The sequence below is a fragment of the Scytonema sp. PCC 10023 genome (assembly GCF_963920835.1).
In the GTDB taxonomy this organism is placed as follows: Bacteria; Cyanobacteriota; Cyanobacteriia; order Cyanobacteriales; family Nostocaceae; genus Kalymmatonema.
In genome coordinates, this window is sequence record NZ_CAWUDP010000041.1 from 53,968 (window position 1) to 80,488 (window position 26,521).

Annotated in this window: 27 protein-coding genes and 1 pseudogene; 9 read left to right on the top strand and 19 right to left on the bottom strand. The window is 42.0% G+C overall.

Annotated elements, in window-relative coordinates:
- Positions 1 to 127: 127 nt before the first annotated feature.
- The 10 genes from ACM0OZ_RS23855 to ACM0OZ_RS23900 all read right to left on the bottom strand — a co-directional run bounded on the left by ACM0OZ_RS23855 (position 128) and on the right by ACM0OZ_RS23900 (position 10,293).
- Positions 128 to 421 (bottom strand): hypothetical protein, encoded by a 294-nt coding sequence (locus tag ACM0OZ_RS23855; protein ID WP_414585298.1) that lies wholly within the window; start codon positions 419 to 421, stop codon positions 128 to 130.
- A gap of 192 nt (positions 422 to 613) precedes the next feature.
- Positions 614 to 1,468 (bottom strand): bifunctional class I SAM-dependent methyltransferase/HIT family protein, encoded by an 855-nt coding sequence (locus ACM0OZ_RS23860; RefSeq protein WP_414585299.1) that lies wholly within the window; start codon positions 1,466 to 1,468, stop codon positions 614 to 616.
- A 561-nt stretch (positions 1,469 to 2,029) separates the two neighbouring features.
- The gene (locus ACM0OZ_RS23865; RefSeq protein WP_414585300.1) at positions 2,030 to 2,353 is read right to left on the bottom strand and encodes a hypothetical protein; all 324 of its coding nucleotides are present in this window, start codon (positions 2,351 to 2,353) and stop codon (positions 2,030 to 2,032) included.
- A 106-nt stretch (positions 2,354 to 2,459) separates the two neighbouring features.
- Positions 2,460 to 3,908 (bottom strand): PAS domain S-box protein, encoded by a 1,449-nt coding sequence (locus tag ACM0OZ_RS23870; RefSeq protein ID WP_414585301.1) that lies wholly within the window; start codon positions 3,906 to 3,908, stop codon positions 2,460 to 2,462.
- Positions 3,877 to 4,116, bottom strand: coding sequence for a glutaminase (locus tag ACM0OZ_RS23875; RefSeq protein WP_414585302.1), 240 nt, complete (start codon positions 4,114 to 4,116; stop codon positions 3,877 to 3,879). The genes ACM0OZ_RS23870 and ACM0OZ_RS23875 overlap by 32 nt, the downstream gene beginning before the upstream one ends.
- 47 nt (positions 4,117 to 4,163) lie before the next feature.
- Positions 4,164 to 4,919: a MinD/ParA family ATP-binding protein gene (locus ACM0OZ_RS23880; protein ID WP_414585303.1), complete on the bottom strand. Its 756-nt coding sequence runs from the start codon at positions 4,917 to 4,919 to the stop codon at positions 4,164 to 4,166.
- A 186-nt stretch (positions 4,920 to 5,105) separates the two neighbouring features.
- Positions 5,106 to 5,318, bottom strand: coding sequence for a hypothetical protein (locus ACM0OZ_RS23885; protein ID WP_414585304.1), 213 nt, complete (start codon positions 5,316 to 5,318; stop codon positions 5,106 to 5,108).
- 142 nt (positions 5,319 to 5,460) lie between these two features.
- A complete protein-coding gene (locus tag ACM0OZ_RS23890; RefSeq protein ID WP_414585305.1) occupies positions 5,461 to 5,652 on the bottom strand; it encodes a hypothetical protein in 192 nt (63 codons plus the stop codon).
- Between the two features lie 132 nt (positions 5,653 to 5,784).
- Entirely contained in the window at positions 5,785 to 5,964 is a 180-nt protein-coding gene (locus ACM0OZ_RS23895) for a hypothetical protein (RefSeq protein WP_414585306.1), read from the bottom strand.
- A 780-nt stretch (positions 5,965 to 6,744) separates the two neighbouring features.
- The gene (locus ACM0OZ_RS23900; RefSeq protein ID WP_414585307.1) at positions 6,745 to 10,293 is read right to left on the bottom strand and encodes an AAA-like domain-containing protein; all 3,549 of its coding nucleotides are present in this window, start codon (positions 10,291 to 10,293) and stop codon (positions 6,745 to 6,747) included.
- A 682-nt stretch (positions 10,294 to 10,975) separates the two neighbouring features.
- Here ACM0OZ_RS23900 and ACM0OZ_RS23905 point away from each other — a divergent pair.
- Positions 10,976 to 11,623 (top strand): hypothetical protein, encoded by a 648-nt coding sequence (locus ACM0OZ_RS23905; protein WP_414585308.1) that lies wholly within the window; start codon positions 10,976 to 10,978, stop codon positions 11,621 to 11,623.
- 93 nt (positions 11,624 to 11,716) lie between these two features.
- Here ACM0OZ_RS23905 and ACM0OZ_RS23910 read toward each other — a convergent pair whose 3' ends face one another.
- Complete coding sequence (locus ACM0OZ_RS23910) at positions 11,717 to 13,162, bottom strand: AAA-like domain-containing protein (protein ID WP_414585309.1); 1,446 nt, start codon at positions 13,160 to 13,162, stop codon at positions 11,717 to 11,719.
- Positions 13,143 to 13,358 (bottom strand): hypothetical protein, encoded by a 216-nt coding sequence (locus ACM0OZ_RS23915; protein WP_414585310.1) that lies wholly within the window; start codon positions 13,356 to 13,358, stop codon positions 13,143 to 13,145. The genes ACM0OZ_RS23910 and ACM0OZ_RS23915 overlap by 20 nt, the downstream gene beginning before the upstream one ends.
- Before the next feature lie 54 nt (positions 13,359 to 13,412).
- On the opposite strand from ACM0OZ_RS23915, the pseudogene ACM0OZ_RS23920 reads away from it, so the two are divergent.
- Both ACM0OZ_RS23920 and ACM0OZ_RS23925 read left to right on the top strand, forming a co-directional pair.
- A pseudogene (locus ACM0OZ_RS23920) lies at positions 13,413 to 13,599 on the top strand (hypothetical protein); the annotation flags it as partial.
- Between the two features lie 364 nt (positions 13,600 to 13,963).
- Entirely contained in the window at positions 13,964 to 14,854 is an 891-nt protein-coding gene (locus tag ACM0OZ_RS23925) for a LysR family transcriptional regulator (RefSeq protein WP_414585311.1), read from the top strand.
- Positions 14,855 to 15,239: 385 nt separating this feature from the next.
- On the opposite strand, the gene ACM0OZ_RS23930 is transcribed toward ACM0OZ_RS23925, so the two are convergent.
- Both ACM0OZ_RS23930 and ACM0OZ_RS23935 read right to left on the bottom strand, forming a co-directional pair.
- Positions 15,240 to 16,013: a hypothetical protein gene (locus ACM0OZ_RS23930; protein ID WP_414585312.1), complete on the bottom strand. Its 774-nt coding sequence runs from the start codon at positions 16,011 to 16,013 to the stop codon at positions 15,240 to 15,242.
- 188 nt (positions 16,014 to 16,201) lie between these two features.
- Positions 16,202 to 16,609: a hypothetical protein gene (locus ACM0OZ_RS23935; RefSeq protein ID WP_414585313.1), complete on the bottom strand. Its 408-nt coding sequence runs from the start codon at positions 16,607 to 16,609 to the stop codon at positions 16,202 to 16,204.
- A 612-nt stretch (positions 16,610 to 17,221) separates the two neighbouring features.
- Here ACM0OZ_RS23935 and ACM0OZ_RS23940 point away from each other — a divergent pair.
- A complete protein-coding gene (locus tag ACM0OZ_RS23940) occupies positions 17,222 to 18,103 on the top strand; it encodes a 2OG-Fe(II) oxygenase (protein ID WP_414585314.1) in 882 nt (293 codons plus the stop codon).
- Positions 18,104 to 18,168: 65 nt separating this feature from the next.
- On the opposite strand, the gene ACM0OZ_RS23945 is transcribed toward ACM0OZ_RS23940, so the two are convergent.
- From ACM0OZ_RS23945 to ACM0OZ_RS23960, 4 genes are all read right to left on the bottom strand, one after another.
- On the bottom strand, positions 18,169 to 18,678 hold the full coding sequence (locus tag ACM0OZ_RS23945; RefSeq protein ID WP_414585315.1) for a GNAT family N-acetyltransferase: 510 nt from the start codon (positions 18,676 to 18,678) through the stop codon (positions 18,169 to 18,171).
- Between the two features lie 11 nt (positions 18,679 to 18,689).
- Positions 18,690 to 19,244, bottom strand: coding sequence for an RNA-guided endonuclease TnpB family protein (locus ACM0OZ_RS23950; RefSeq protein ID WP_414585316.1), 555 nt, complete (start codon positions 19,242 to 19,244; stop codon positions 18,690 to 18,692).
- Positions 19,183 to 19,539 (bottom strand): transposase, encoded by a 357-nt coding sequence (locus ACM0OZ_RS23955; protein WP_414585317.1) that lies wholly within the window; start codon positions 19,537 to 19,539, stop codon positions 19,183 to 19,185. The genes ACM0OZ_RS23950 and ACM0OZ_RS23955 overlap by 62 nt, the downstream gene beginning before the upstream one ends.
- A 62-nt stretch (positions 19,540 to 19,601) precedes the next feature.
- Positions 19,602 to 19,865 carry a hypothetical protein gene (locus ACM0OZ_RS23960; RefSeq protein WP_414585318.1) on the bottom strand — a complete coding sequence of 88 codons (264 nt, stop codon included), beginning with the start codon at positions 19,863 to 19,865 and terminating at the stop codon, positions 19,602 to 19,604.
- A 60-nt stretch (positions 19,866 to 19,925) separates the two neighbouring features.
- On the opposite strand from ACM0OZ_RS23960, the gene ACM0OZ_RS23965 reads away from it, so the two are divergent.
- On the top strand, positions 19,926 to 20,090 hold the full coding sequence (locus ACM0OZ_RS23965) for a hypothetical protein (protein ID WP_414585319.1): 165 nt from the start codon (positions 19,926 to 19,928) through the stop codon (positions 20,088 to 20,090).
- Positions 20,091 to 20,293: 203 nt separating this feature from the next.
- On the opposite strand, the gene ACM0OZ_RS23970 is transcribed toward ACM0OZ_RS23965, so the two are convergent.
- Entirely contained in the window at positions 20,294 to 21,241 is a 948-nt protein-coding gene (locus ACM0OZ_RS23970) for a DMT family transporter (protein WP_414585320.1), read from the bottom strand.
- Positions 21,242 to 21,551: 310 nt separating this feature from the next.
- Between ACM0OZ_RS23970 and ACM0OZ_RS23975 the strand changes: the two genes are divergently transcribed.
- From ACM0OZ_RS23975 to ACM0OZ_RS23990, 4 genes are all read left to right on the top strand, one after another.
- Positions 21,552 to 21,902, top strand: coding sequence for a hypothetical protein (locus ACM0OZ_RS23975; RefSeq protein ID WP_414585321.1), 351 nt, complete (start codon positions 21,552 to 21,554; stop codon positions 21,900 to 21,902).
- 216 nt (positions 21,903 to 22,118) lie between these two features.
- Entirely contained in the window at positions 22,119 to 23,417 is a 1,299-nt protein-coding gene (locus tag ACM0OZ_RS23980; RefSeq protein WP_414585322.1) for a tetratricopeptide repeat protein, read from the top strand.
- Between the two features lie 366 nt (positions 23,418 to 23,783).
- The gene (locus tag ACM0OZ_RS23985; protein WP_414585323.1) at positions 23,784 to 25,046 is read left to right on the top strand and encodes an RNA-guided endonuclease InsQ/TnpB family protein; all 1,263 of its coding nucleotides are present in this window, start codon (positions 23,784 to 23,786) and stop codon (positions 25,044 to 25,046) included.
- Positions 25,047 to 25,583: 537 nt separating this feature from the next.
- Positions 25,584 to 26,501, top strand: coding sequence for an ABC transporter substrate-binding protein (locus ACM0OZ_RS23990; protein WP_414585329.1), 918 nt, complete (start codon positions 25,584 to 25,586; stop codon positions 26,499 to 26,501).
- The last annotated feature ends 20 nt before the right edge of the window (positions 26,502 to 26,521 follow it).

Here is a 26,521-nt window from a genome sequence, read left to right on the forward strand (position 1 = left end):
CTGAACAACAAGATTCCCGACTTCTTTAAGAAGTCGGGAATCTGAAGATGCGCGATTTTCACGTGTGCATCTGTGTTAATCTCTGGTTTATTTTTATCCAATTGACTTTTGGACTCTTGTTTACTATTTACTTCTGGAAATAACTGCATATCAACTTACCTGGATCATTGTCCTCAAATGGTACGACAGTTCCATCTTTTTCAACTTTAATTTGCTCAAGACAGTTATAGACTTCGATTGGTCTTTTGATTCCATCTACGCTCACGGCAGCCCTATATTCCCAATAATTTTTAGCGCTGCGTTTGATACTGAGAATGCAAATTTTCTGACCTTGATAACTCCGACATACAGATGCCTCAGCAGGTAAAGTTACTAAGGAGAAAAGTATCAATAGCAGTACTAAAGCAATATATTTCATCATGCTAATATCACGCCTTTCATTTCCGAAAAAACTCATGTTCAAGGTACTGTGAATACAAATTGGTTTTTCTAATTTTTTATTTTTACTTGCTTAATGGTAGTAGTAGAACAAGATTACAGCGATTGCCCAAGGGGCAATCGCACCTTGTATTGATAACATTCTTGCGGTTCTGCCCAACCGACAAACTACAAACTATTTTCTTTTAGGAATCACATATCTTATTCCACCTTTAGCACCAACAGTATCATTTTTGTAACGAGGGATAATATGAATACTGGCATGCATCATATTTTGACCTGCATCTCGATTGATGTTCATTCCCACATTAAAACCATCGGGCTGAAATTCTTTACTAAGAATTTCTTGCACTCTGTTAACCATAAACCAACAAGCAGATTGTTCTTTAAACGGAAGTTCAAAATAATTACTAACGTGACGTTTTGGAATCACCAAAACATGCCCTTTACTTACGGGATAACCATCAAACATAGCATAAGCAGTTGCTGACTCGGTTAGGATAGTTAGATTTTTATGAGGGTTGCAAAATATGCAATGATTAGATGAGTTTCTTTGTAAATTATAATGGCTATACTCGTAAATCTCGCAATACTCATCTGAGTGAATTGATTTAAAAGGAAGTTTAACAATACATTGATATGTCGGTTTTTTATGGATATAATGTTCTCGGAAACCTTCTCTTTTTATATCCCTTCTCACTGCATAATACGCTTTACCTCCCGGCTTCAATAGGTTCGAGACTGCCATGAGAACATTAGCTTGTTCTTCAAGAAATAAAACATTTAAAACATAAAAGCAAATTATTGTGTCAAATTTCTCATTAGGGTATTGCGGGAAATAATAAGGGTCATAACCTGTAATATCAAATCCTTTTTGTCGCAATAATTTAACATCATTGCCAAAGCCACAACCAAAGTCTAGAACTTTACCTTGAAGCATATTCTTATCTAACAAAAACTGTGCAGGTACTGATAGGTAAATTCTTTCTATTGCGGTGAGGTGGCTAAATTGATTTTTTTGCTTTTTCATAGAAACAGAAATCTTCTTTCGATTAAGTAGCCCTGATAAACTGCAAACCACCGGACGACTAAAAATTAGGAGTCCGAAGTAAGTGCGGTTCTCGTTTGAATCACATACACAATGGTATGTAGAGACTGTACTGTACGGTCTCTACTGTATTCCAGGCAACACCAAACCCGCTATAATTCTGTCTCAGGAATTGCAGCAATTCTGGATTCTCAACTATGCTGTCTTAAAAAACCTGATAATCTCGCGGACATGATCGAGAAATTGTCCGTCGGTAGAAAGTTGGGCGATCGCCCCAAAGCAAACGCATCTTAATTAGCCTTGACTTCCAACAGAAAGAGTGGCTGTCGTTGTTAAGGTTAAGGACAGCCACTCTTGGTGTTCGGTTTACATTCTGTAGCGCAGTTATCACGCGCATGCGGGTTGTTTACATCCTTAACAACTGCGCTCAGCTATAAATTAACGAAGTTTTGTAGTACCTGTAAGCTTATCTTAGTCAAACAGTAGTTTTGCTTAACCTATTGGACTTCAGTTAGAAGCCGACAAATCTGTTTGAGTCTGCTACTAGATAACAATTGGCTGGTTTTCTAGACCTGAAATAGTGTTACCACTCAAGTTCAGGGTATTGCCGATGCCTCGGTCAGCAATGGGTTCACCTGCATTGTTGCTGAAAGTGCTGCCAATGACAGTCAAGAAGTTGTCATTGCCATTGATTTCCAGCCCATCCTCTCCGTTGTTAATTGAGGACATTGCCAACAGACCAACTATGTTGCTGTTTCCATTCACATCAAAGCCATCACCAACGTTGTTGATGAATACACTGTTGCTAGCACTGATGGAGTTGAAATTGCCATCGACTTCTAGACCATCTTCAGCGTTGGCGTTCACAGCAACACGATACAGGCTAAGGTTGTTTTGCTTTCTCCAGAGCTTGACGTAGTGCCCTTTGCCCTAAACTCCAGTAATAAATACAAACTCATCACCTTATCATGTACTACTCCCAAAACTCATCCAAATTCACAGAAGAAATTTCACTTTGTAACTCCTGAAAATATCCACTTTTAGTAATCAAAGCTACTTCTTGTTCGCGCTTCTTCTGGTCAATTTCAACTTTTAATTCAGCTAATTGTCGTTTGAGTTCATCTTCCCGGCGTTTGCGATCGCTAATGTCTTGCACAATTCCTTCGTAGTACAGCAGCTTGCCGCTTGTATCGCGGACTGCCCTTGTATTTTCTTGTACCCAGATGATGCTACCATCACGCCGATAAATCTGATATTCCAAATCCTTAACCTTGCCTGTTTCCTCCATTAGGTATGCAAACTTTTCTCGACAATTGGGGTCAACATAAATTTGGGTATCAATTTCATGAATACTAGCTATCATCTCTGACGGAGAATCATAGCCATAGATACGTGCCATTGCTGGATTTACACTGAGAAAGCGCCCATCAAGTTGGGATTGGAAGATACCTTCTAAAGCATTTTCAAAGATACTGCGGTAATTTTCCTCAGCAATTCGCAGCGCTTCCTCTGCTTTTTTGCGTTCTGTAACATCAATCCCAACAGATACGGTCGCCTTACCTTTCTGATATTTTTGAGCCGCAATTAAATAGTATTTTGGCGAGTCATTCACTTCTACTTCTATGAGTTGTGAAGCAGCCTCTTCTTCAGAAGCAAAAAAATCACGCATAAAGCTAGCGATCAACGAACTACCCTTAAGAAAACCTACTTCTTTACCAATAAAAGCATCTTGAGAAATATTCCAATTTTCGGCTACATAACGATTTACACCGATATATAATCCCCCAGAATCAAACCAGGAAATGGAACCTGGAACGGCATCTAAAACAGCCTCTAATTGCTCTTTTGCAGTAGCTAGTTCCTGCTCTCTTGCTTTAATTATATTAAAAGATTCTTGAAGTTTTTTTCCCATGAAGTTAAATGATTGTGCTAATTGACCAATTTCATCATGGGTTAGAACTGGTGCTTGTTGATTCAAATTACCGCGAGCCAGATCTTGAACAACTTGAGTCAGTTTGACAACAGGCTTAGAAATAGATTTAGCGACTGCAAAGGCGGCTAAAATTACCACACATAAGGTAATAAACCCTAAAACAATCACAACTCTTCTTAATGCTATTAAGGAAGAAAATGCTTCTGAAGTATTTATTTTAACTAAAATACCTCCATTCAAAGAAGGTAAATATCTCCAGGCGGCTACAGTTTCTTTACCTTGGTAGTCAAGAGTAATCCCAATCCCCTTTTGACCGTGAGATGCTTTGTCAAGCGGGTGTACTTTCTCCTTATCTACCTTAACAGTTCGTCGAAATGCCGCATTTGGGTCATGTCGGGTTGGAGAGATAAAGACAATCTGCGAACCAACGACTGAACCAACAATAGTCTCTCCACTTTTACCCAAACCCGTGTAGTTTGTCGCAATCACCCACATCGAAAACTTGACCGTCAACAGCCACTACACAAATACCAAACCAGTCGGGTTTCGCTAATGCCAACTCAGGAATATAGTCAGCAACAGCACCATCATTGAGATATTCATATTTTTCATACAAGTCGCTGAGATAGGAACGAAAAGGTGAAGCTACCGCGTTAATTGAACTTGCCAGCGACTTTAAATCGTGTTTTTCTGTCATAGTTTTAAAATTCTGGTATCACTTATTAGTTATCAGTCAACACTTAGCTATTCCATAATCTGCTGCGCCACTTTAGCAAACTCCTGACTTACATAATGATCCGGGTATTGCAGGCAAAAAACACCGTTACTAGCCAGTTGTACTAAGTCTTCTGATAAGGGAAAAATTCCGGCGACAGGAGCATCGTAAGCCGCTTCAATTTTTTGGCGCAAAGCATCAAAATTCATGCTTTGCAATGCTTTATTTACCGCCAGTAACATTTTGCGGACTTTTAACTGTCGTGCTACGTCTATAGTAACTGCCGTCCCTTGATAATCTTGTTTGTCGGGACGCAAAATCAGAACCAAAACATGAGAAATAGCGATCGTGAGGAAGGTTTCTTTTGATAAACCAGGGTGAGTATCAATAAATAAGTAATCTAATTGCAGTCCCTTAACTAATTTGCGAAACCCATCATTCAGCAGTTTGACATCATATCCCTCGCTCAAAATCCGGGAAATATCATCAGCCTTGACGCTAGAGGGAACTAGAAAAAGTTTGCCATTCCCTTTGAGCTGAATATTATCGCTGACATCATAGGCTGTATCTTCAATCGGTGCTTGACCCCACAAATAGCTATTGAGGGTCTTGTTCATGTTCTCCGGTTCTAGACCGAAAAGATTATGAATTCCCGGTGATTGAATATCAGTGTCAACTACGCCAACTCTGTGTCCTCGTAGGGCAACACTGGTAGCTAGATTAGCACTAAAGTTGGATTTGCCAGTACCGCCGCGATAAGAGTGTATTGAAATTACTTTTGGCATAGATTTATTTACTAATCAATATTTTCACTGACCATTAGTTCTTAGTCTCTAAGAATAACCCAAGTTGCGGGTTATCGACTGATGTATACTTGTTACCCCTCAATTCATGCGAGCACTTACAACAAAGTGGCGGTGGCGCTACGCGCCATTGTAGCTTTCTTTACTGCATTGGGTCAGACTAAGGCATCACAAGTAGTCTGCGAATGGTTCTTTGCTAACTGGTTGGAGTTTTTGGATAAACTGAGCAGGAGCAGTAGCACACCTAGAAGGATTGTTTTTAATGCGTGAGTCAAACCCTTGTAATCTGGCTGAATCCGTTGCGTTCAATGGGACGATATTCACGGGAATTCCTGAATTTAAGACTTTATCCATTGCCAATGCATCAAGCCAAAAATTCACTTCTGCATTATTAAGCGAATTGAAGACTTTTTTGTGTTCTCCTGTTTGAATATCTGCAAAATTTGTTCCTGGAAATGGTAGTTCACGCGGCGATCGCGTTGTAGCCTCCTAGCCTCCTATAGAGAGACTTTCCTCCTGAACGTTAATCATACGGGGCTTTGAGCGAAGATGAACCATACTGGGCTACAGTCACTCCCGCTGTTGATACTTGTGCTGGCGGGATTATCGTGGAACGAGCAAAACTAGGGCTTAATCTGAAAACACTCACAACCACGACTGTGATACAAACCAATACCAACCAGAAAGCCTTTGTGAATAGGCTTTGTATTTTCATCGTCAAAACTCCTCTCTTAAGTTTGATAATTAGTAAAAAATGTCTTACAAATGTTAGACATTTACTCTCGGTTGACAAAGCGCGTCAGTTTGGACTTGGGTTAGAAGCCGACAAATTTGTTAGAGTTTGCTACTAGATAAGAATTGGCTGGCTTTCTAGACCTGAAATAGTGTTACTACTTAAGTTCAGGGTATTGCCGATGCCTCGGTCAACAATGGGTTCACCTCCATTGTTGCTGAAAGTGGTGCCAATGACAGTTAAGAAGTTGTCATTGCCATCAATATTGGGAGCTATATAAAAATCAAGCTTCAAGCTTGGTTACTACCTGCAAGCAAAATTACGCCTACACAATTAAAAGCTTTAAAGCCTAGTAACACGGCACCAATATTCACATCTGCTTCTAAATTTCACCCTGTTTTCTTCTCGTATCAAACATAGTGTTATTACTAGAAAGTTGTCAATAATGTTCTCCGTAAATTTTATAATATCTTCACATAGCATATATTTGTTTTATCGTGCCGAGTTACTTCATTTGTATGCTGATTTTTATTCTGTCATCGTTTTTTAATAAACAGAGAAGTACAGTATTTTTGTCAATATATAAAGTTAGTATTGTTTCAAACAATTTACCAAAACTAGAGGGGTAAGGGTGTATGGGTTCCCTACACCCTTACACCCCTATGTTTTTTATTCTTGCATTGCTCTTTAATAAATTGACAAGTGCGGTATTTTTGTCAATATATAAAGTTAATATTGTTTCAAGCAATTTACCTTACATCTTGCACCTGGAAATATGTATGTCAAAACCATGACTACGTGCAAGAGGAATCATTTGTTTGAGAAAGACCTTCAATTAATGCGCGATACGCGGAGCGTCAAGCCTCCGGCTTATCGCATTCTCAAATCTTTTCACATACCCTATCGTCAAAGTAGGAAAAGTAGCAAAAGTAGGAAAACTAGTAAAGGTATGATGTTTTTTGACTAGTGAAATAAATCTGAGGGATTCTGAGCAGTGTTGATTCTCCAGCCGGATGCCTAACAGCACCTGACAAGTTTATGAACTCAAAACTCTCTAACTCCAAATTCGCTAATTCAGGGGCACAACTGTCTGTCCTCCTCCTTCACGTTGGCATTCGTCCGCAGATAATCCCGCACCCAATTGCAACCATACTGGAGGAAATCGAGCTGGAAAATTCGCTGTAAATTCCACAAAATGGCGGTTTTATCCTGACTGGCTGAGGCGATTAACTTCCCATCAGGGCTAAAGGCAACTCCAAACACCCCATCGCTATGTCCCTTTAAGGTTTCAATCTCTTGACCGTCGTATCTCCAAAGTTTGACTGTGCCGTCGAAACTGGCTGAGGCAATCGTCTTGCCATGCGGGCTAAAGGCAACTCCGAACACCCCATTTTTGTGTCCCTTAAAAGCTCTGATTTCTGTACCGTCGCGCCGCCAAAGTCTCACCATGCTATCCATACCTGCTGAAGCGAGGGTCTTGCCATCAGGGCTAAAGGCAACTCCAGCCACCTGACGGCGATGGCTTGTTAACGTGTGTAGAAGCTTGTAGCTGGGCTTTCCAGGTGCGATGGCACCATCCCACTGCCAGAGTTTGACGGTGCCGTCCACGCTAGCTGAGGCAATGAGCTGTCCGTCAGGGCTAAAGGCAACTCCGTTAATGTGATCGGTATGCCCTTTGAGAGTTGCCAATTCAGTGCCGTCAATCTTCCAGACTTTGACGGTTCTGTCCTCACCCGCCGAGGCAATCGACTGCCCATCTGGATGGAAATCAACGGCGAAGACTCTGCCCTTATGTCCGGTGAAAGTCTGGAGTAAGGTTCCGTCAGGTCGCCACAACCGGACTGTGCTGTCATAACCGCCTGTAGCAATGGTGTCCCCAGTTGGGCTGAAATCTACTCCGAAAACTTTATCGGCTTGTTTGGGGAAAGTGCGAATTAAGCTACCATCAAGCCGCCACAGTTTAACGGTATTATCACGACTGGCGGTGGCAATTGTCTTACCATCAGGACTAAATTTTATGGTGTAAATTGATGCTTGATGTCCGTTAAGAGTCTTGAGCAAACTCTCATCAAGCTTCCAGAGGATGATCGGGCCATCCCAACTCGATGAGGCGAGCATTTGTCCGTCAGGACTCCAAGCCACTCCAGAGACGGTATCCTTGGCGACTGGCAGGGTTTTTACCACAGTCCCGTCAAGCTGCCAAAGTTTGACTGTTCTGTCTAGACTTGCCGAGGCGAGCAAACGACCATTCGGGTTAAAAGCGATTTTGCTTACTGCATCGCTGTGTCCAGTTAGGGTTTGGACTAACGTGCCGTCAAGCTGCCAAAGTTTGACGGTTTTATCCCAACTTGCCGAGGCAATGAGATTTCCTTGGGGGCTGAAGGCAACGTTCTTAACTCTGTCCGTATGTCCGGTGAGGGTGAAGAGCAGTTTACCGTCTGTACTCCAGAGTTTGATGGTTTTATCTTTAGAAGCAGATGCAATAATTTGACTGTCAGGGCTAAAGGCAACGCTGTCAACTTCATCTTGATGTCCGGTGAGAGTGAAGAGCAGTTTGCCGTCTGCACTCCAGAGTTTAATTGTTTTATCTTTAGAAGCGGAAGCAATAATCTGATTGTTAGGAGCGATCGCTACTTGTACAATGTCATTGGTATGTCCTTTTAAAGTGTGCCACAAGGTATAGCTCGGCTCTTCGTTTGGTAATTTTGTATTCGTTTTGCGCCAAAGTTTAACTGTGTTATCCCCAGAACCAGAAGCAATGAGATCCCCTCTCGGGCTAAATACAACTCCCCAAACCGTATTGTTGTGCCCTTGAAGCGTGAGCAGCTTTGTACCGTCTTTTTTCCAAAGATCGATGGTTTTGTCGGCAGAAGCTGAGGCAATGAGTTCGCCATCAGGGCTGAAAGTTACATCATTAACCACATTATTATGCCCGGATAACTGGTTATAGTCAACCGCTCCATAAACAGCCTGATGGAGAGCCTCCTTAACTGAGTGCTGGATATTTGCGTCTGCAACACCCAACTGGTTCAATCGTCGCTTTGCTGTGATAGCTTGTACTAGTGCATCTAACTTTTGATTTGAGGCGAATAGCGCTTCGGAAGATTTAGCGATCGCTTTAATCTCGCTGACAGCAGTTTGCCGATACTGAGCATAAGCCTCTAGCCCCAATGCACAGGCTAGAATTAATGTCATACTTTCTACAAAAAGCAAAAACCTTTGCCGCCTAGAACTTTTTTTCTCTAGTGCTAATCTTTTTTGTTCCTCTGCCAGTCGCGCTTCCACTTCTTTAAGCCGTTCTGCTTCTAAAGCTTGCTGCATTTCCAGCCTATCCAATTCGCCAGAAGCGGCTAAAAATTGATAGTCCAAATCACTCAAACTTTTCCCCTGCGCCCAAACTTGGGCATCTTTGAGCGCTTGTCCGCGCAACAATCGCGATTCATCTTTTTGCCCTGAAACGACCCAAGCATCAAACGTCTGCGAGTAAGGACGCAAAGCTGCTAATCTTTTTTCAACCCATTCAAGATTAAATACTTCTTGATAGATGCGATTTTTTACCTTAAGGATTCCCGAATGTCTAACGACTAAGCCACTGAGTAACAATTCTATCTGTTCTCGACTATCATCACTTTTTATTTCAATTCCTTGCAAAATTTGTTGATAAATGCCTAGAATTCTACCAGCCCGCTGACCGTTACGTTCAATGCGATCGCGTATAGTTCTCAGGTGTTCCGGTTCATCCTGCGATTCCCAACGCGAAATTATGCGGGTTTTGACCAAGTTCTCAAGAAAGAACGATTCCGTACCTGGTGGAATGCAACCATTACCATCGTGCCTGATTGTCCCGTGACTCAATTGCACGATTAAATGACACAACTTTTGAGTGAGAAACGGTTGTCCACCCGTCCAGTCTAAAATCGCCTTCACAACCGATGCAGGCGCATCCACCGTCTTTTCCAACCCTTGAATTAAAGGAGTCACTTCCTCCCACTCAAACCCTTTGAGTTCTATTGCTTGCCCAATATTGAACGGTGTCTTCGTTCTGTCTCGAATCAGATCCGAGGGAGTTGCTACTCCAAAAATCGCAAAGGTAATGCGTTGATATTCTGGGTTGATTGCCCGTTGGTTATAGCAGAAGCGAATAAAGGCAAAAAAGTCATCAATCGAAAAGTTAAGCCCCAGCAGACTGTCGATTTCATCGACAAAGATAAACAACCGTTGTTGGGGAAACTGCACCAGTAGCAATTCCTCAATAAACCACCGCAGCCGTTGCAGTAAACCGAGATCGTTGCGTTCAAGCCACCAACTTTTCAGGTTCAAGGTTTCCAGTAGCCCCAACTGTCGCCATAAATCACCTACAAATCCCTTGTACCATTGCAGTGGAGTAATTTGTTCGCTCCCCACCGCACTCAAATCCACAGCAGCGCAGTGAAAGCCCTCTTGCTGGAGGCGATGCTTGGTTCGTACCAGCAGTGAGGATTTGCCCATTTGCCGGGAGTTGAGGACATAGCAGAAGTCTCCTCGCTGAAGGGCTTGATACAGTTGCGAGTCGGCAAGCCGCTCTACGTAACTTGGTGCATCAATCGCTAAACTACCGCTGACTTGATACCTATATTGGGGCATATAAAGTTGATTATTAAAGTCAATTATTTTAAACGTAGAGTAGCTTTAATTTCAATAGATGTTAAAAATTACGTCTTTTCAGCACTTAGTATTCAACCTAATGACTTGCCTTTAGATTTACTTTATAAATAGCCTCTAACAAGAGATGCCGAGGGTTTTGAACAGTCGCCCTAATAACTGCCGGATCCGTCATGGGGTTTCCATTAATTCAACTTCCGAAGAAGTCTAAAGGTGCGATCGCACCTGTTGAAACCAAGTCAATTTTCCTTGAACAATTAAGAGCATCGCGCCTCTTGGAGCCAACGTGAGCTTCTAGTTGTTAACTGGTCACTGTTCACTGTTCACTGTTCACTGTTAAAAAAGCCAATAACTGTATGTTCTTTTTCAATAATCACTAATTTACATGATTGACAAAAGTCACTAGTTGTGAAATAAATCTCTCAACGCGGTATAATTTTAGACAAAAATACCAACTTTATCTATTTCTCGTTGAGCAAAACAACTGAAATAATACATAGTAAAGTTTTTTGGTGAATGTACGCTTAGAGCAATTCAGCCCTTGTCGTTCTGCCCTGGAGCTATCTGCATCAAAGCTGAATTGGATTAACTGCTTGTTTGGGGTGCATAAGAATCTAGAGCGTTCCTTCCTGTGTACAACATACTACTCAAATAGAATCACTACATGAATATTGGCGAAGTTCTGGACACTGTACAAACTCTGCTCTCTAGGCAACTAAGTTCCCTTGAGGGCTTAATCCTGTGTCAGTCATGGCTCGGACGCGGTTATAAGCAGATGGCACGCGATTGTGCCTATAGTATCGCTCACATCAAGGATATTGGCTCCCAGTTGTGGCGAGCCCTTTCTAAAGCATTAGGACAGAGAGTGACGAAAAAAAATCTGTTTTTAGTCCTCAAGCAATATTTGCTTTCCCGGACAGGTGAAACAGTGGCTAGCGACCAGTTATCAGTAACTAGTGAGTTAGTATTCGTAATAGATCCACCACTAACACCTACCACTAATCAGTTACCAGTTCCCACTGATTTAGTAGAGCCTTCATACTTAGAAGATAGCGAGCAATTACCACCCTTTTGCGATCGCCCTACAGCCCTTCTCCTAAAGGAGACGCTACGCGTATGCCTGCGGCACGCTTTGCGCTTACGGGCATCCTACGGCAGGCGCTGCCCTTCTCTTCTCGTGTCGGAGAGGCTGCGCCAACGAGACACTTTCTCGCCTTCGGCTGCGACTGCTTTGCAAACGCGAACAGGCAATCGCTGCGAGCTAGTTACTGAAGAAGATGAGTGGCTTTTTAGAGCTAAATTAAATAGCTAAAAACTTTTTTAAACTTGCTTATACTTATTATTTTGAGTAAGTTTTTGATGTGGAAGGTAGGAGAGTACTGGGCTTATTCATGCTGCTCAAGAATTAAGAAAAATAATTGCGGAAGTACTCTCGATATAGCTCACAGCTAACAGTAGCTTGACCATCGATTATATGCACCAATCCTAAACTTTTTAACTTAAACGCCACCTCAATTTCTAACTCGATTGGAGCCGTTAAAACCTGCCCAAAGGCGTCAGCTAATTTAGGATGCTGTTGAAGGTTCCACAACTGATACTGAAGATGTTGTTGATAGATTCCAGTATTCCTCATAGCATCTTGCAGTAACGTTTGCACAGGAATCTTCAAGCGGGCACTTTGATACAATGCCAGTCGAATTAAATACGGAAAACCATCAGTGAGCTTCATTAACTGCTCAAGTTCACGCTTTGTAAGTTGAAGTCCGTGACGTTCGGCTAAATCCTGCACCTGTTCTTCGTTAAAACTCGGCAGTTCGATCGCCAATCCCACATTAAACGGAGAGCGATGGGTGGGTAACGGAATGTAAACTTCAACTGCATGAGCCATCACGACTCGTAACTTCTGCCAAACTGCAATGTCTTTTGTTTCCTCATACCAGGAACGCAACAGGACGAAAAAATCACTAGCAACTTCTGGGTACTCAAATAATTGGTCTACGCCATCTAGTGCTAAAACCATAGGGTTAGAGAGTTCCTTGAGGAGATAGCCCTGAAAATAAATGGTGCTGTTAATCAAAGCTCCCATATCCTCGTCCCAGTAGTCATTTAATCTAGATTCCAAACCCAACTGCTGTGTGACATTTGCACAAAACCAGCGTAAGAAGCGTGAGCTCTCAGCTAACACCTGTGTTCCAGCGTGATATAAGCACAGTCGCACTGTGTGGTAATTCTGACTGCTTCCATAATCCAGAATTCGTGCGATTAAGGAAGTCTTCCCCATCTTTCGAGGTGCAAAGATGCGAATGAACGCATGGGGTTGGAGAATTTCTTGATAACAGGTTTGTTCGATAGTCGATCGCTCAATGTACAAAGAGGAAGCCAGCGGAACCTGTCCGGATGGAGATTCTAGAAGGACAGGTTCCCTAAGAAAGCCCGCTGTTGGGATTGCTGCTGTTGTCTCGTCGGTCGTCTGAGGATTATCAAAAGAAGTGAATTTTTCTAACCCCTGTTCTAGCAGCGCCGCGAGATTGGTCTTATTAACTTTTTCACCGAGCGCAACTGAAAGCAACTGCCATAGTTTCGGCGCTACTGAGAACTTAATATAGCTTTCCGAATACTTATTTTCAAGAGCAAGTTTAGCGTAAGTTTTTTTGTTTTCAAGTAGAGAGTTTCGCAGGATTACCTTTTGAATATAGTTAAGTGAAACCCCTGTTTCTGTAGCCACTAACTGGAGCGCAAATTCAACAAGTTTTTCAATGTTTTTCATTTTGGCTTCATCGAGGTTGGCTCCCGTCAAATCTGCCTCTTTCAAGTTGGCTTTGAATATATTGCTATGATTCGTATATCTCATGGTTAGGCGACTGGCATGATTTTTGACTGGTTACGACGACTTCTGTTGTGGCTGGTATGTCGGTTGCAGGGGTGTTAGCTGGTTCAGCAACAAGGATCGCCTTTGTGAGAGAGGCAATTGTTTTTGGTTGCAAACGCTCTTCTTGTGTATGAGCACTCTCCGTTTTCTTCAACTCACTTTTAATTTGTTCGTACATAATAGCACCTGCAATTGATGTCTTCACGAAGTTTAGTAACTAGAGTTTAACCCGTCAGTTAATGACCACCTGAAAAACCTGTGTCAAATTGAACCGCCATCGTAGTGTTTTCAACTTTCTGGTCAACTTGATAGCAGGCTTGGCTGCTTACATCTATTTGCCTCAAAAACCTTCACTTGACATTTACTCGAAAGACTTACCTGCATCCTGCTGTTTTTTAGTTCCGTCGAACTCACGTTAAATTAAGTGCGAGTCATCTAAAAATACCCAGAATGGTTATTATTTGGTAAATAGCTATATACCAATTTTTCAAATAAGGCGACAGACGGAAATCTGAAAACCCAGACTACATCTGAATTTCTTAATTAGGAATTACGAATTGGTATTAAGTAGATAGGTAGAAATAAACCAAACTATGTTAAGAAATGTAAAAGCCTCTAAAACCCTTACTAATGACCAATGACTAATGACGTCGGACTGCCGAAACTCGTTAACTTTATTTGTACCGACCTACTTACAGAATTTAGGGTAATAGAACATAGATATAAACGTCCAATGCCTTATAATTCTGATAGCTATAACTTTTAGGCATACCTAATCAATTCATGGAATTACGGCATCTTAGATATTTTGTGACCGTTGCAGAAGAACTCAACTTTAGCCGTGCTGCCGTCCGGCTGTATATTTCCCAACCTGCGTTAAGCCGTCAAATCAAAAACCTGGAAGATGAACTGGGTGTTGTGCTGTTTCTCAGGCAATCTGATGGATTGACACTCACAGAAGGGGGGAAATTTTTTCTCGAACAAGCAAAAGATATTTTGAATCGTAGTCATGTGGCTGTGCAAACCCTCAAGACTCATTACACCAATACAGACAAGCCTTTGGTAATTGGCTATATCCCAACCATCCTCCAGACTTTTCTTGGTCAAACCCTCCACAGCTTTGGACGTAGCTATCCTGAAGTTGCTGTACGTTTGCAGGAGATGCCGCCTAGTGAACAAGTTAGAGCATTGCGAGATGGCGCGATCGATATTGCCTTTATGGGCAACCCACCCGATGAGTTAGACGAAGAGTTTACAGTCAAATGCGTTAAGAAAGTGCTTATTGCTGCTGTGATACCGGATACACATCCGCTGGCAAATGAATCCTCAATTAATCTAGCTTCCCTTGCCTCTGAAAAATTTATCGGGATGTCTGAAGAAAAGTTTCCCGGGCGAAACGATCGCATCCGCGACACTTGCCGCTGCGCTGGCTTTATGCCAAATCTGCACCTGTTTGCCGATAGCCACGCTTCCATGATTGCCCTTGTGGCAGCAGGGCAAGGGATAGCAGTCATGCCGAACGAGGCAGAAGCACTGCCTCATCCCCAAGTTGTGTTTATGCGGCTCCACCATCCCATATACTACGCCCGCTCAACTGCCGTGTGGAGGAAAGAAACACCATACAAATCTTTAGATAAATATCTAAAAATTCTGTTTGAGTATGTTCAAGATTAAGGATAATGCTGCTCAACTTCGTTCATATTTTTGGTAAGTCTGCAATTAACGAGAGCTCTGGTGGGTTAAACTCCAGTCAAAAACATCCATAGCGGTTAATGTGAGTTGGTAGTGTTTCTCTCATCTTCTGTTGGGGGATGCTTGTTTTAACCGCAGGCATCTTCTTAATTTTTTATACCCATTCCTACGCACCGCTTCCGCGTAGCGATTGGCCAAGGGGCGCTACGCGCAATCGTATCAAGTGTGAACATACCATATCACGTGTCAAGAAATACAATGCAGTGGCGGCATTGTATAGAAATCACATTGAAGATTTGCGCAGGCTGTGAATCAGGTGTACCAAAAAGTTTCTGTCTCAGGAATTGCAGCAATTCTGGATTCTCAACTATGCTGTCTTAAAAAACCTGATAATCTCACGGACATGATCGAGAAATTGTCCGTCGGTAGAAAGCTGGGCGATCGCCCCTCTTGCTTCTCTTGCTAGACGTTCATGTTCCGTCTGATTTGTAGCTCGTAATTCTTCCAAATTCGCAGAAATACGAGCTAATTCTTTGCGTGTTTCTTCTAAATAAGTTTGTTGGTTGGCTGCTAAGGAATAGGGCTGTTCTGGGTTCAGTTGTTCTTCTAAGCGCTGAACGGTTGCTTCTAAAGTGTCGAAACGCGAACGAAGTTCCACAACATCTTCACGCGGGTACTTCCATTCTTGGCGAATCATAACCAACCGTGCATATAAGTACTCATAAGCACTAATGGCTGGACGTAATCCAGTTAATAACAAAGCAGCACCAGAACTGACATAGCCAACTGCACTAATACCAGTAGCGGCGAGGGTATAAAGACCAATAGCTGAGAATAAGTGTAAGGCAAGAGCAACAAAGAGCGATCGCCTTGCCAAAACCTTAACATACTCCAGTTGTTTCTCATCCACCGGAATTTCTTTTTCAGTTGATTGCGCCCCTTCTGCTAAAACTTCTTTCGCCTGAAAATGGATATTCCAAGGTACAGTCACAATCACCAACAACCACCAAAAACTTGCGCCCCCAATCACCCAATCCAGAAAGTTGCCAGTAGGTATATGAAACCATTGCAGCACGCTAAAAGCCAGCAATACCAAAATCATAATTCCCAGACTGGAACCAATGAAGAAGTTAAAATACATCTTGCCTTGTCTCCTATGAAGATATCACTTCAATCTTGGCGAGGGGTTGGGACTTAGGCAAAAATGCTTGTGATGGTTTTTAGAGTTACACACTCAGAAAGCGAAGAGAATGGCAAATGATAAATTACAAATTATGAATTATGCAAGAGTCATACTCTACTCTCATTTCATAATTCATAATTGATAATTTATCGAATGAAATAACTGCGCCAAACTGATTTAGAATCCTTGCCACTAGCTTCAGGAACCAGTAACCGCCAAGTTTTACCTTCTTTTTGAAGTTGCAGGTAAACTTCAAAAGGTTTTTGAGGTTGTGTCAACCGTCGTTTTGGTAGCTTAAACGTGAGTTCGTAAGTTCCACGAACGCGGTATGTGGGTAGATTTTGAATTGTCAGAGGTTGTTCCTGAGAAATTGATAACCGATGGATTTCAAATCCCTGAAAATCCAAATCTAGCTGTTGGCTGAGTTGCTGTTGAGTTTTCTCTAATTCAAATGCAATTGCTTTTTCCACTAAGTGCCTAGTTGGTGCAAGAACACTCGTGGTACACGCAGTTAATAGTCCCAGCAGAATTAAGCTGATAATTAGGCGCACCATCACTGTAACTCCTTTATACTCATATCTATTATTCCAAAGCGATAGTATAGGCTGTGGCTGGTGTAATTATCTAACTATCTGTGGCACAAATTATTTCTTGTATCGATTATTACTTGAAAAGTACTGGCTAACTCAGCCTAATATTTCTTTGAGTCTATAAACAATTTTCTTTTCTAACCGCGAAATTTTACTTAGTGTTAGCAAGTGTCTTTTCATCTTACTAAAACTTCAATTGGAACAGCGCTTTGATAGCAGATACCCAGTTAGTATTATAAACATTCTGAAACTAAGCCGCTTTACAAGTTCTGATTTAATCAAAGTTTACACGACAACGAATACGTGAGACTGCGGCTTCTACGAATAGTCGGTAACTTGTCTCTATCTGCCATTAAGTACCTTATAGAGTTTCATAAAGCTTTCTTGGCAAAATAAACACCAGTCAAGTAAGTTTTTATGCTGAATATTCAGAAAGAGTAAAGCCCAGTTATTTTGTAGCCGATTTTATGTAAAGCCAATATAAAATTTGCCAAAATAAAAACAAATCATTGGACAAAAACCGTAGGTTTACTTAAAATATTTTTCAATCTATTAGTCAAACAGGTTACAAATAAGATGAACACTATTGTGACACAGGTGCGTAACAAAATATTAAAAAACCTTTATGAAGTTTCATTTATACGAGACCCTGCTGAGCTTGCATATGAAGCAGCATTAGAAAAACATAAAAGCCATCTACCTATTCTTTCAACTACTGAGCGTGCTATAGTCGAGAGTCTTAACACTGAGGGAGTTGTTGTTACTTCATTAGAGGAACTTTCGATTCCTTCGACTCCACAATTACTGCAAGCTGCAAAAAAATTAATACCAAAAATCCCCAAAGCAATTTCTGGCGATGAAAATGAATTTGTTGTTCATGCAACTAATGAACAAATGATGGAGTACCCAGAGATTTTTCTTTGGGGATTAGAACAACGTTTACTCAATATTGCTGAGAATTATCTTGGTCTACCTGTAGCTTATCATGGCTCTTATTTTCGCAGAGATCTTGCCAACCAAGTAGAGAGAAAATCAAGGTTGTGGCATATGGACTCGGAAGACCGAAAATTGTTCAAAGTCATTATTTATTTAAATGATATAAATGATGAGCGAGGTCCGTTTCAATATCTTCCAAAGTATCTCACTGTAAAAGTAGCTGATTCTTTGAAATATAAATACGGCTATATCAGTGACAAAACTATGCAACAGGTAATATCCCAATCAAATTATAAATCCTGTACAGGAGCATCTGGCACGGTAGTTATTGCAGGCACTGGTAGTGTCTTTCATCGGGGAAAAATACCTGTAGATTCCGATAGATTCTCAGTATTTTTTGATTACACTTCCAGACAACCAAAATTTCCTTTTTATTGTAAATCTTCTCTACCTATAGAGGATTTGCATTTACTTTCCACAAAGTTCTCTGAAGAACAAAAGCAGTGTGTTTTTTGGCGATAACAATTTTAGCAATAGTGACTTAGGGAAGAAACAGGAGTAGGAATCATAACTAGGAAAATAATGTTTCAAACCTCATTAAAGTAAGCTGGATAACACACGTTCCCATTAATATTCATCAAAGCACTCGGTTTGAGTTCTAACACCATAAATGCCTCATCAGGAATTGGTAACGATGAGTGCAAGCCGAATTGACTCGCATGCAGAAAACCAAAACGCTTGTAATAACGCGGATCGCCAACAACGACAACAATAGAATGATTTAATTCACGACACCTTGATAAACCCACCTGCACCAGCTGAGTGCCAATACCTTGGCGCTGGTGCATTGGTGTAACAGCTAATGGTGCTAATGCTAGTGCAGGAATTTTCTTTGGTGTTTCAATGACAATGCGGCTGAAAAGAATGTGTCCCAGCACATCCTCATTTTCTAGCGCTATAAGAGATAATTCAGGTATAAAATTTGAGGAGTTGCGGATTTTATCTACAAGTTCGGCTTCTTGTGTTTGACCAAAAGCATCCGTTATCACTTGGTGAATCTTCGTTTGGTTATCTGTCTCTGGAGTAATATTTAGCATAGAAGTATAAACTACCCCACCCTGCCTGAAGGCTCTTGGTGGGGTTTTGCCCCTAAAACAAACTGCGGAACAAGTCCACAGGATAATTTTGGTGCTTCGGGCGAGTTTATAGTCACCCCGTACGCTGCGATGTTTCGCGCAGCATTGTAGTCAGCATCGCAGTCAGCGCCACAATACCCACACACAAAGCGCTTTTCATTGCGAAAAGACTTTGCAGGATCAGGATGGATACGTAGACAGTGGCTGCAAACTTGGCTTGTATAGGCTGGTGGTACAAACACAACTGGAATACCAGCAATATTGGCTTTGTACTGAATGAAAAGCCGTAGCTGATAGAACGCCCAATTATTAGATCGTCTACGTTCCTGTCTGTTACGAGGCTTAGCATTCAAAGACTGCCTGATATTGGTCAAGTTCTCCATACTGATGATTGCACTGTCCTTTTTGGCGATGCCGACAATCGATTTAGAAATGTTGTGGTTTACCCACTGCTGAAAGCGTCGTTCACGTCCACTTAGCCTTCGCGCGCAGTCTGCGACCAGACCGAGAGCGCCGGGACTGAACATTTGCTCTAACTTTAGCGTATCTATCACGCGTCTTGTTTAACTGCTCGCCATCCCAAGATTCGCCAGTGGAAATTGCCGCAATAGCGCGTCTACCAAGGTCAACACCAATGGCTTTGTTCTTCGAGACATAACGTTTCTCACAATCAACCTCTACAGCAACATTCAGAAAGTACTGACCACTGCGGGTACGAGACAACGTTGCAAAGCGATTATGTTTACCCTCTAGCAACTTCTTTTGCTCATAGGACAACTTCCACTCAAACCAGTGGCGCTTATCTACTAGCGTGATACCCACAAAGCCATCCTTGTATATGAAGGTGCGAACATCCAAAGCAATGCTAGTTGCTCTAAATTCCTTTACCTTGCCTGTAGATGACCTAGCATTAACAACACGACCACAGCATTGCAAACGTGATTAGCTTTTAACTGTGTGATTGCTCTAATGTCGTAATAGGTTAGCTTTTGGAGCTTGGCAGCATTCCAGCAATTCTCGGCTTTGGCAACTGCAAGCATCTGGTTACAAGCAAAAGCGAATTGCTTGAGCGTTTCGTTTATTGCATCGTGTTGCTGGCTATTTTGCAAAATCAACTTATTCCTGACAGTTATTGTTTGAGTAGCCAATTAATCACCTCCTTTGCTATATTGTATAGCACATAGCTACACAATAACCAGGAGATAATAATGGCTGTACGTAAAGAAATGATGAACTTTCGGATAACTGAACAAGAAAAGGAGATTGTACATAAGTACTGTGAACTAACAGGTAGAACACAGACTGATGTATTCAGAGAGTTTGTTCGTTCATTGGAGAAGAGATTGGAAAAGTTAGGGGCATTCACCCAGTAACTTTTCCCTAGCAACCTCACCCACCCTGTAGAGGGATGGAGAATCTCGCGGAATTAGTTGAACGATTAGACTGGTTGCAATACTGAAAGACTACCTGAGGTAAAATAGCAATCTCATCAGAGCGATCGCAAGCTCTTAGGGGGCTTCCACGGTCCCGCTAAGTTCTTTGTAATACAGTTTAATCATAGTTCAAGTGCTTCTGGCTACCGCAAGTAAAACAGCAATCCAACTCCAGCGATCGCAATCACTACACCAGCGATCGCCCTCAAACTAATTTTTTCACCTATCGTTATAGAAATTGGTATAACAAATAACGGGCTTGTTTGCAACAAAGTTAAGGCAATTCCCGCAGCAGTTAATTTAATCGCTGTCTGTTGCAACCAAATTCCTAAATAAGTCCCACAAAAAGCAGCAAAGATAGCCGCTAGAACTACCTTGGGTGAATGTAATGTTTTTAACGGAAAGTCACCTTGTTGCCTGCGCAAGGGTAGCAATATAAGGAGAATCAAGACGGCTGCAATTAACCGCAACAAAGCTGCCCACAAAGGGCTAATACCAGTATTAGCCAACGCTGCACGAGCCAAAACAGTACCTATAGCATTGGTTACTACGTTTATCAGACCAAAGCCAAGTCCCCGCCATAACTGCATTCTAGAAGTATGAGTAGAAGTATCATTTGTATCGGGAGTGCGTTCTGTCACCACCCAGGCAACTCCCAAAATGGTGAGCAAAATGCCACACCAAGCATTAGCGTTTAACTGCTCTTGGAGAAAAATGAGCGCTAATATTGCCGTCATTGGTGGCGCAAGGGTTCCTATAAGCAAAGCACGACGTGCGCCTAAAAAATTTAAAGCTGCCAAGAAGGCTGTATCGCCTAAGCCAATGCCCACAACGCCGCTAAGAACCAGCAGACACAGGGGAAGTGGTGAAATGTTGGGAAAAAATTCACCCTTGATGAAGATGGTAAGCAAAAGGAAAGCGATCGCAACTATCCCTTTTATCAAGTTGAGTTGCAATGGCGGGATACGCTCCCCCAAGCGCCTATATATCACCGATGCCCCAGCCCACAAACAGGCAGCAGACAAAGCTGCTATTTCACCTTTAAAACTTGTCGCACCCAATTTGAAATAATTATTAAAAATAATATCCATCTCTTTTATTACGACGAAAATCTTTAATAATTTAAAATAAATACCTCTCTAAACTTTAGCACTCAATGCACTTCACTGCTAATTTTCGCGGAACAAACTTTAGCACTCAACGTACTTTACTGCTAACTCTTTTATGGGGAAAAACTTTAGCACTCACAAGACTATAGTGCCAATATTTTTGAAATTTAGTACCTATGGTATAGGCTGATGTCCAACTTTTTTCAGATGTTATTTCAGAGGATTTTAGGACATATAAATTTTAAAAAGCTCTGGTTTGAAGAGAACTCATGTAAGAATTTGGAGGAGTGGAATGAAATACAGTTTCGACATCGTAGGAGTATCTCCAGTTTTGCATTTTTTCAGTCACCAACAGCAGAATCTACAAACACCCCAGTATCAAGGTGTAGAATTAGTAGCAACTCATAAGTGTACGCTTGATGCCCTGCTCGAATCTGTAGAACCATTGCCACAAAAATGGGGCTGGGATACAGATGAAGTTGTAAGTACTGTTATTGAGTTTTGGATGAATAATTCAGAGAGTATTGGCTATTGGAAATCACGTTTAATAGATGCAGGTAGTGATAACTTATTAGTGGCAAGGGTTGCGGATATTAAGGCTTTAAGAGCAGAACTTGAAATGTTACTGGGTAATAAGTGGTGAATTGCGCATTCGTGAGAGGTTAAGGTCATATACAATTCGTCAATAAGGAATAATACTTAAAATATTGCTGAAAATTGGGGTTGCAAACACAATTTTTAAGTAGGCGATCGCGTAATCTTGATACGCATCATTCATTCTTGCACCAGAAGTTCAGTACAAGAGTTAACTTCATACCTCGCTTTTCCCTAAATTTTCAGCGTCATTACTACTTTGGTAGTGGATGAAAACGACAGTACTTGGACTTCAAATATCAAACGTGGAGTGGCAGCTGCCTTTGAGTTAAGTTGGGAAGAATTAAATGAACCTGCCCAACAGTTAGGCTGTTTACTAAGTTTATTCGCTTTGGCTCCTATTCCCTGGTCGCTAGTGAAAAGTGCTGCTTCTGAGCAAGACCGAGAAGCACTGGAAAAGGCAAGATTAAAACTAGAAAAATTGCACTTGCTACAGCGTGAAGACACTTATCGGTTACATCAACAGGGCGAAGATACTTATCAGTTGCATCAGTTGATTCGAAAATTTTTGAGAGATAAGCAAGAGAACTTAGCTGTTGCGGACGAGCAGAAGAAGAATTACTGCACTGCAATAGTAGAAGTGGCAAAGGAAATCGCTCACACACCTATTTTGCAAAAAATTACTACACTCACTCCTATAGTCCCGCACCTTACCTCTGCCACTGATTACAAGAGTTGCTTACGTAATGAAGATTTAATTTTGCCCTTTGTTGGCTTAGCTAGATATTATCAGGGTCAAGGACTTTATGCACAAGCATTACCTTGGAGAGAGCAATGTTTGTCAGTTGCTAGAGAACGCCTGGGAGAAGAGCATCCCGATGTCGCCAACAGTTACAACAACTTGGCTATACTCTACACCTGCCAAGGAAGGTACGACGATGCTGAACAACAGTACATTAAAGCATTGGAACTAAGGCAACGCCTACTGAAAGAAGAGGATCTTGATGTCGCCACCATTTACAACAACTTGGCTTTCTTACACCATTCCCAAGGAAGGTACAACGATGCTGAACGACTGTACCAACAAGCATTGGAACTAAGGCAACGCCTACTGGGAGAAGAGCATCCCGATGTCGCCACCATTTACAATAACTTGGCAGCACTCTACGATTCCCAAGGAAGGTACAGCCAAGCAGAACCACTCTACAAAAAAGCATTGGAACTAAGGCAACGCCTACTGGGAGAAGAGAATCTCGATGTCGCCACCAGTTACAATAACTTGGCAGCACTCTACGATTCCCAAGGAAGGTACAGCCAAGCAGAACCACTGTACATCAAAGCATTGAAACTAACGCAACGCCTACTGCGAGAAGAGCATCCCGCTGTCGCCACCATTTACAATAACTTGGCAGCAGTCTACGATTCCCAAGGAAAGTACACAGAAGCTGAACGACTCTACAAAAAAGCATTGGAAATTGCTTCAAAAAGTTTAGGGGTAGATCATCCCAGCATAGCTAGTATCCGTGCAAATCTGAAATCCTTGCGCGATAAACCGCCAGGTTAATAAGGGAGTGCGGTAGTCGAGGAATTGTCAATTTAGCCGAGATTTTACGAATAAATGTTGTATTATAAATTTTTTCTTTTCCTGCTCTCCTGCTTCCCCTGCTATTGTCAAGAGCGGTAAGACTATTACTTTTTGTTAAATTTGACCCAAAGTTTAAACCGAGTCTATTGTAGAAAGATACTGATAGAGAGGTTTTCAGTTGATAGCAACTCAATAGAATCTTACGGAATAATCTATCAAAACATAGTGGGAGGGTGAGAACCCCTACCTTTTAATCCGGGGATGAAACCCGACTCAAAGGGATTTATCCCTTTGTTTCTCTAACTTCTACAAAATATGATATAATTTTGTAGGAGGTAATAAACAGTGTTAACTTTAACTTACGAATATAAAGCAAAACCCACAAAAGAGCAGATCCTGGGAATTGAACATACACTGGATGTGTGTCGAAAAGTTTGGAATTTTGCCCTTCGTGAGCGTAAAGACTGGCTCAACTCTCGAAAGTGCCAAGTTAACGCTTGTTCATTAACTTCTGAATATATTGTTCCAGCCTCAGAACCATATCCGAATTACAACACTCAAGCTAAATCATTAACTTTGGCAAAAGAACAATACCCAGAGCTCAAAACAGTAAATGCTCAAGTATTGCAGCAAGTTTTGAGAAAACTGGAGACTGCATTTATTGACATGAAGCGTAAAGGAATGGGATTTCCCCGCTTCAAAAATCGATACAGAATGCGGTCGTTTGTTTATCCCCAACTAGGGAAGTCTCAGTTGTTGAGAGGCAACCAAATCAAGTTGCCACAGTTAGGATGGTTAGAGTATGTCAAGTCTCGGGAAATACCTGATGGGTTTGTGGTAAAACAAGCCCGCATCGTTCGTAAGGCTTCGGGATACTTCGTCATGTTGACGCTGGAATGCGATGTGTTAGTGCCTTCACCAGTCCCCTCTGGTCATCCAGTGGGTCTGGATTTGGGTCTAGATAAGTTTACTGCAACTAGTGATGGTTTGTTGGTTGAACGTCCTCGCTTTTTGAATTCATTGCATCGCAAGCTGAAATTGCTGCAACGCAGATTGAAACATAAAAAGAAGAGGTCGAGCAATCGACATAAACTCAATCTCCGGATTGCCCGGTTGCATCAACGTATTTCTGATACTCGCAAAGACTGGCATTTCAAGTTAGCTCATAAGCTTTGTGATAAAGCTGGAATGATGTTTGTTGAAGACATCGACTTCCGGACGTGGGCTAAAGGAATGCTAGGTAAGCATACTTTAGATGCAGGGTTTGGTCAGTTTATTGAAATCCTGAAATGGGTGTGCTGGAAGCGCGGAGTATATTTTGAAAAGGTGAGCGCATACTACACCTCCCAAGTATGCCCGCAATGCGATACCCATACTGGGAAGAAGGAATTAAACGACAGGGTTCACTCTTGTCCTGAATGCGGTTACACTACTCACCGAGATGTGGCAGCCGCTCAAGTGATCCGCAACCGTGGGATCTCTGGGTTGGGACGCAGCCTGGAAGAAAATGCCTGTGGAGACGGTCTGACGGGGACTGGTGACAGTCTAGTTAAGAGTCGAAAAAGCAGGAAGAAGGGTGGAGAGGCATTTGTTGAGAGTGCCTCGTAACATCCTTTGAGAATCCTCGCGCATTTATGCCGAGGAGTACGTCAATTGATAGATGTGGTTAATCTTTGCAAAGGCGCACGATAAATTAACACAGAGTCAAATAGAATATACCTGAGAGCCAAATAGAATATACCTGCAACTTTTCTAGCAAAGCCTTTTAGAAGTTTTCGCTAAAAGCGGTTTTCGTCTTACACACTCTAAATGTGTTTTCACAAAAACGACATAATTCTTTGAGGAGGTGCACGAACTATTTTTGCGCCTTTTTAGGTAGAGAATCTGTCAGAGTTAATAGCACTCTACTTAAATTCCAATCACAAGACGTTTGTAAGGAGTTGAAATTGTAGAAGCTAACAGTGTCGATAGGTTAGGTCTGAATACTTTAGACCTAGCTAATATTATGATTGCTTTGCAGATTCGTATTCTCTTGACTCTCTTCAAATTCCAGTGAGTTGTTGGAGATAGATGAATGTGAATAGAGTAGCAATCGCGGCTGGCGTATTAGGTCTTGTCAGTGGTGCCCTTGTGGCTTGCTCACCCATTTCCCAAAATAACAGAGCTGCCATACAGGGTAACCGGAGTGATCAAGATCCCAAACTGGGATCGGTCGCCGTGACCGTCGGTGACCTTGGTAACCCCTTCTTCGTCCTGATGGGTCGGGGAGCGGAGGCAGAAGCCAAGAAAATAGGTGGTAATGATGTCAAAGTTACCGTAGTTTCCAGTGGCTATGACCTGAACCAACAATTCAACCAAATGGAAAATTTCATTGCCGCAGGTACTGACGTGATCGTCCTCAACGCGGGTGACAGTAAGGGAATTGCACCAGCAGTCGAGAAAGCAAAACTTGCAGGTAGTGTTGTCATTGCAGTAGATACGGGCGCTGAGGGAGGTGTAGATGCCACCATTACCTCAAATAATGTGCAAGCTGGACAAGTTGGTTGTCAGTACATCGTTGATCGCCTTAAGGGCAAAGGCAATGTAGTTATTATCAACGGTCCTCCAGTAATCTCTGTCGTCGAGCGAGTCAACGGCTGTCAGCAGATATTCGCTAAATATCCTGGTATCAAAGTGCTTTCTAAAGACCAGAACGCCGAAGGAAGCCGGGATGGAGGACTCAGGGTAATGAGTGATTTGCTCGCAACCTTTCCCAAGATAGATGCGGTTTTTGCCATTAACGATCCAACTGGCGTCGGAGCAGAACTGGCGGCTAGGCAGGCAAAACGCAGCGAATTTTTCATTGTTGGGGTTGATGGTGCACCGGAAGCAAAAGATGCGATCGCAGACAAGAACAGCTTGTTTGTTGCCACTGCTGCTCAAGACCCGCTAGGAATGACTAAAAAGGCGGTTCAGGTTGGTAACGACATTCTTTATGGCAAGAAACCTGCGAATCCCAACATTCTGATTCCAGTCAAGCTGATCACGCGAGACAACGTCAGCGAGTATAAAGGCTGGCAGTGATATAACATCCAACATTGCAG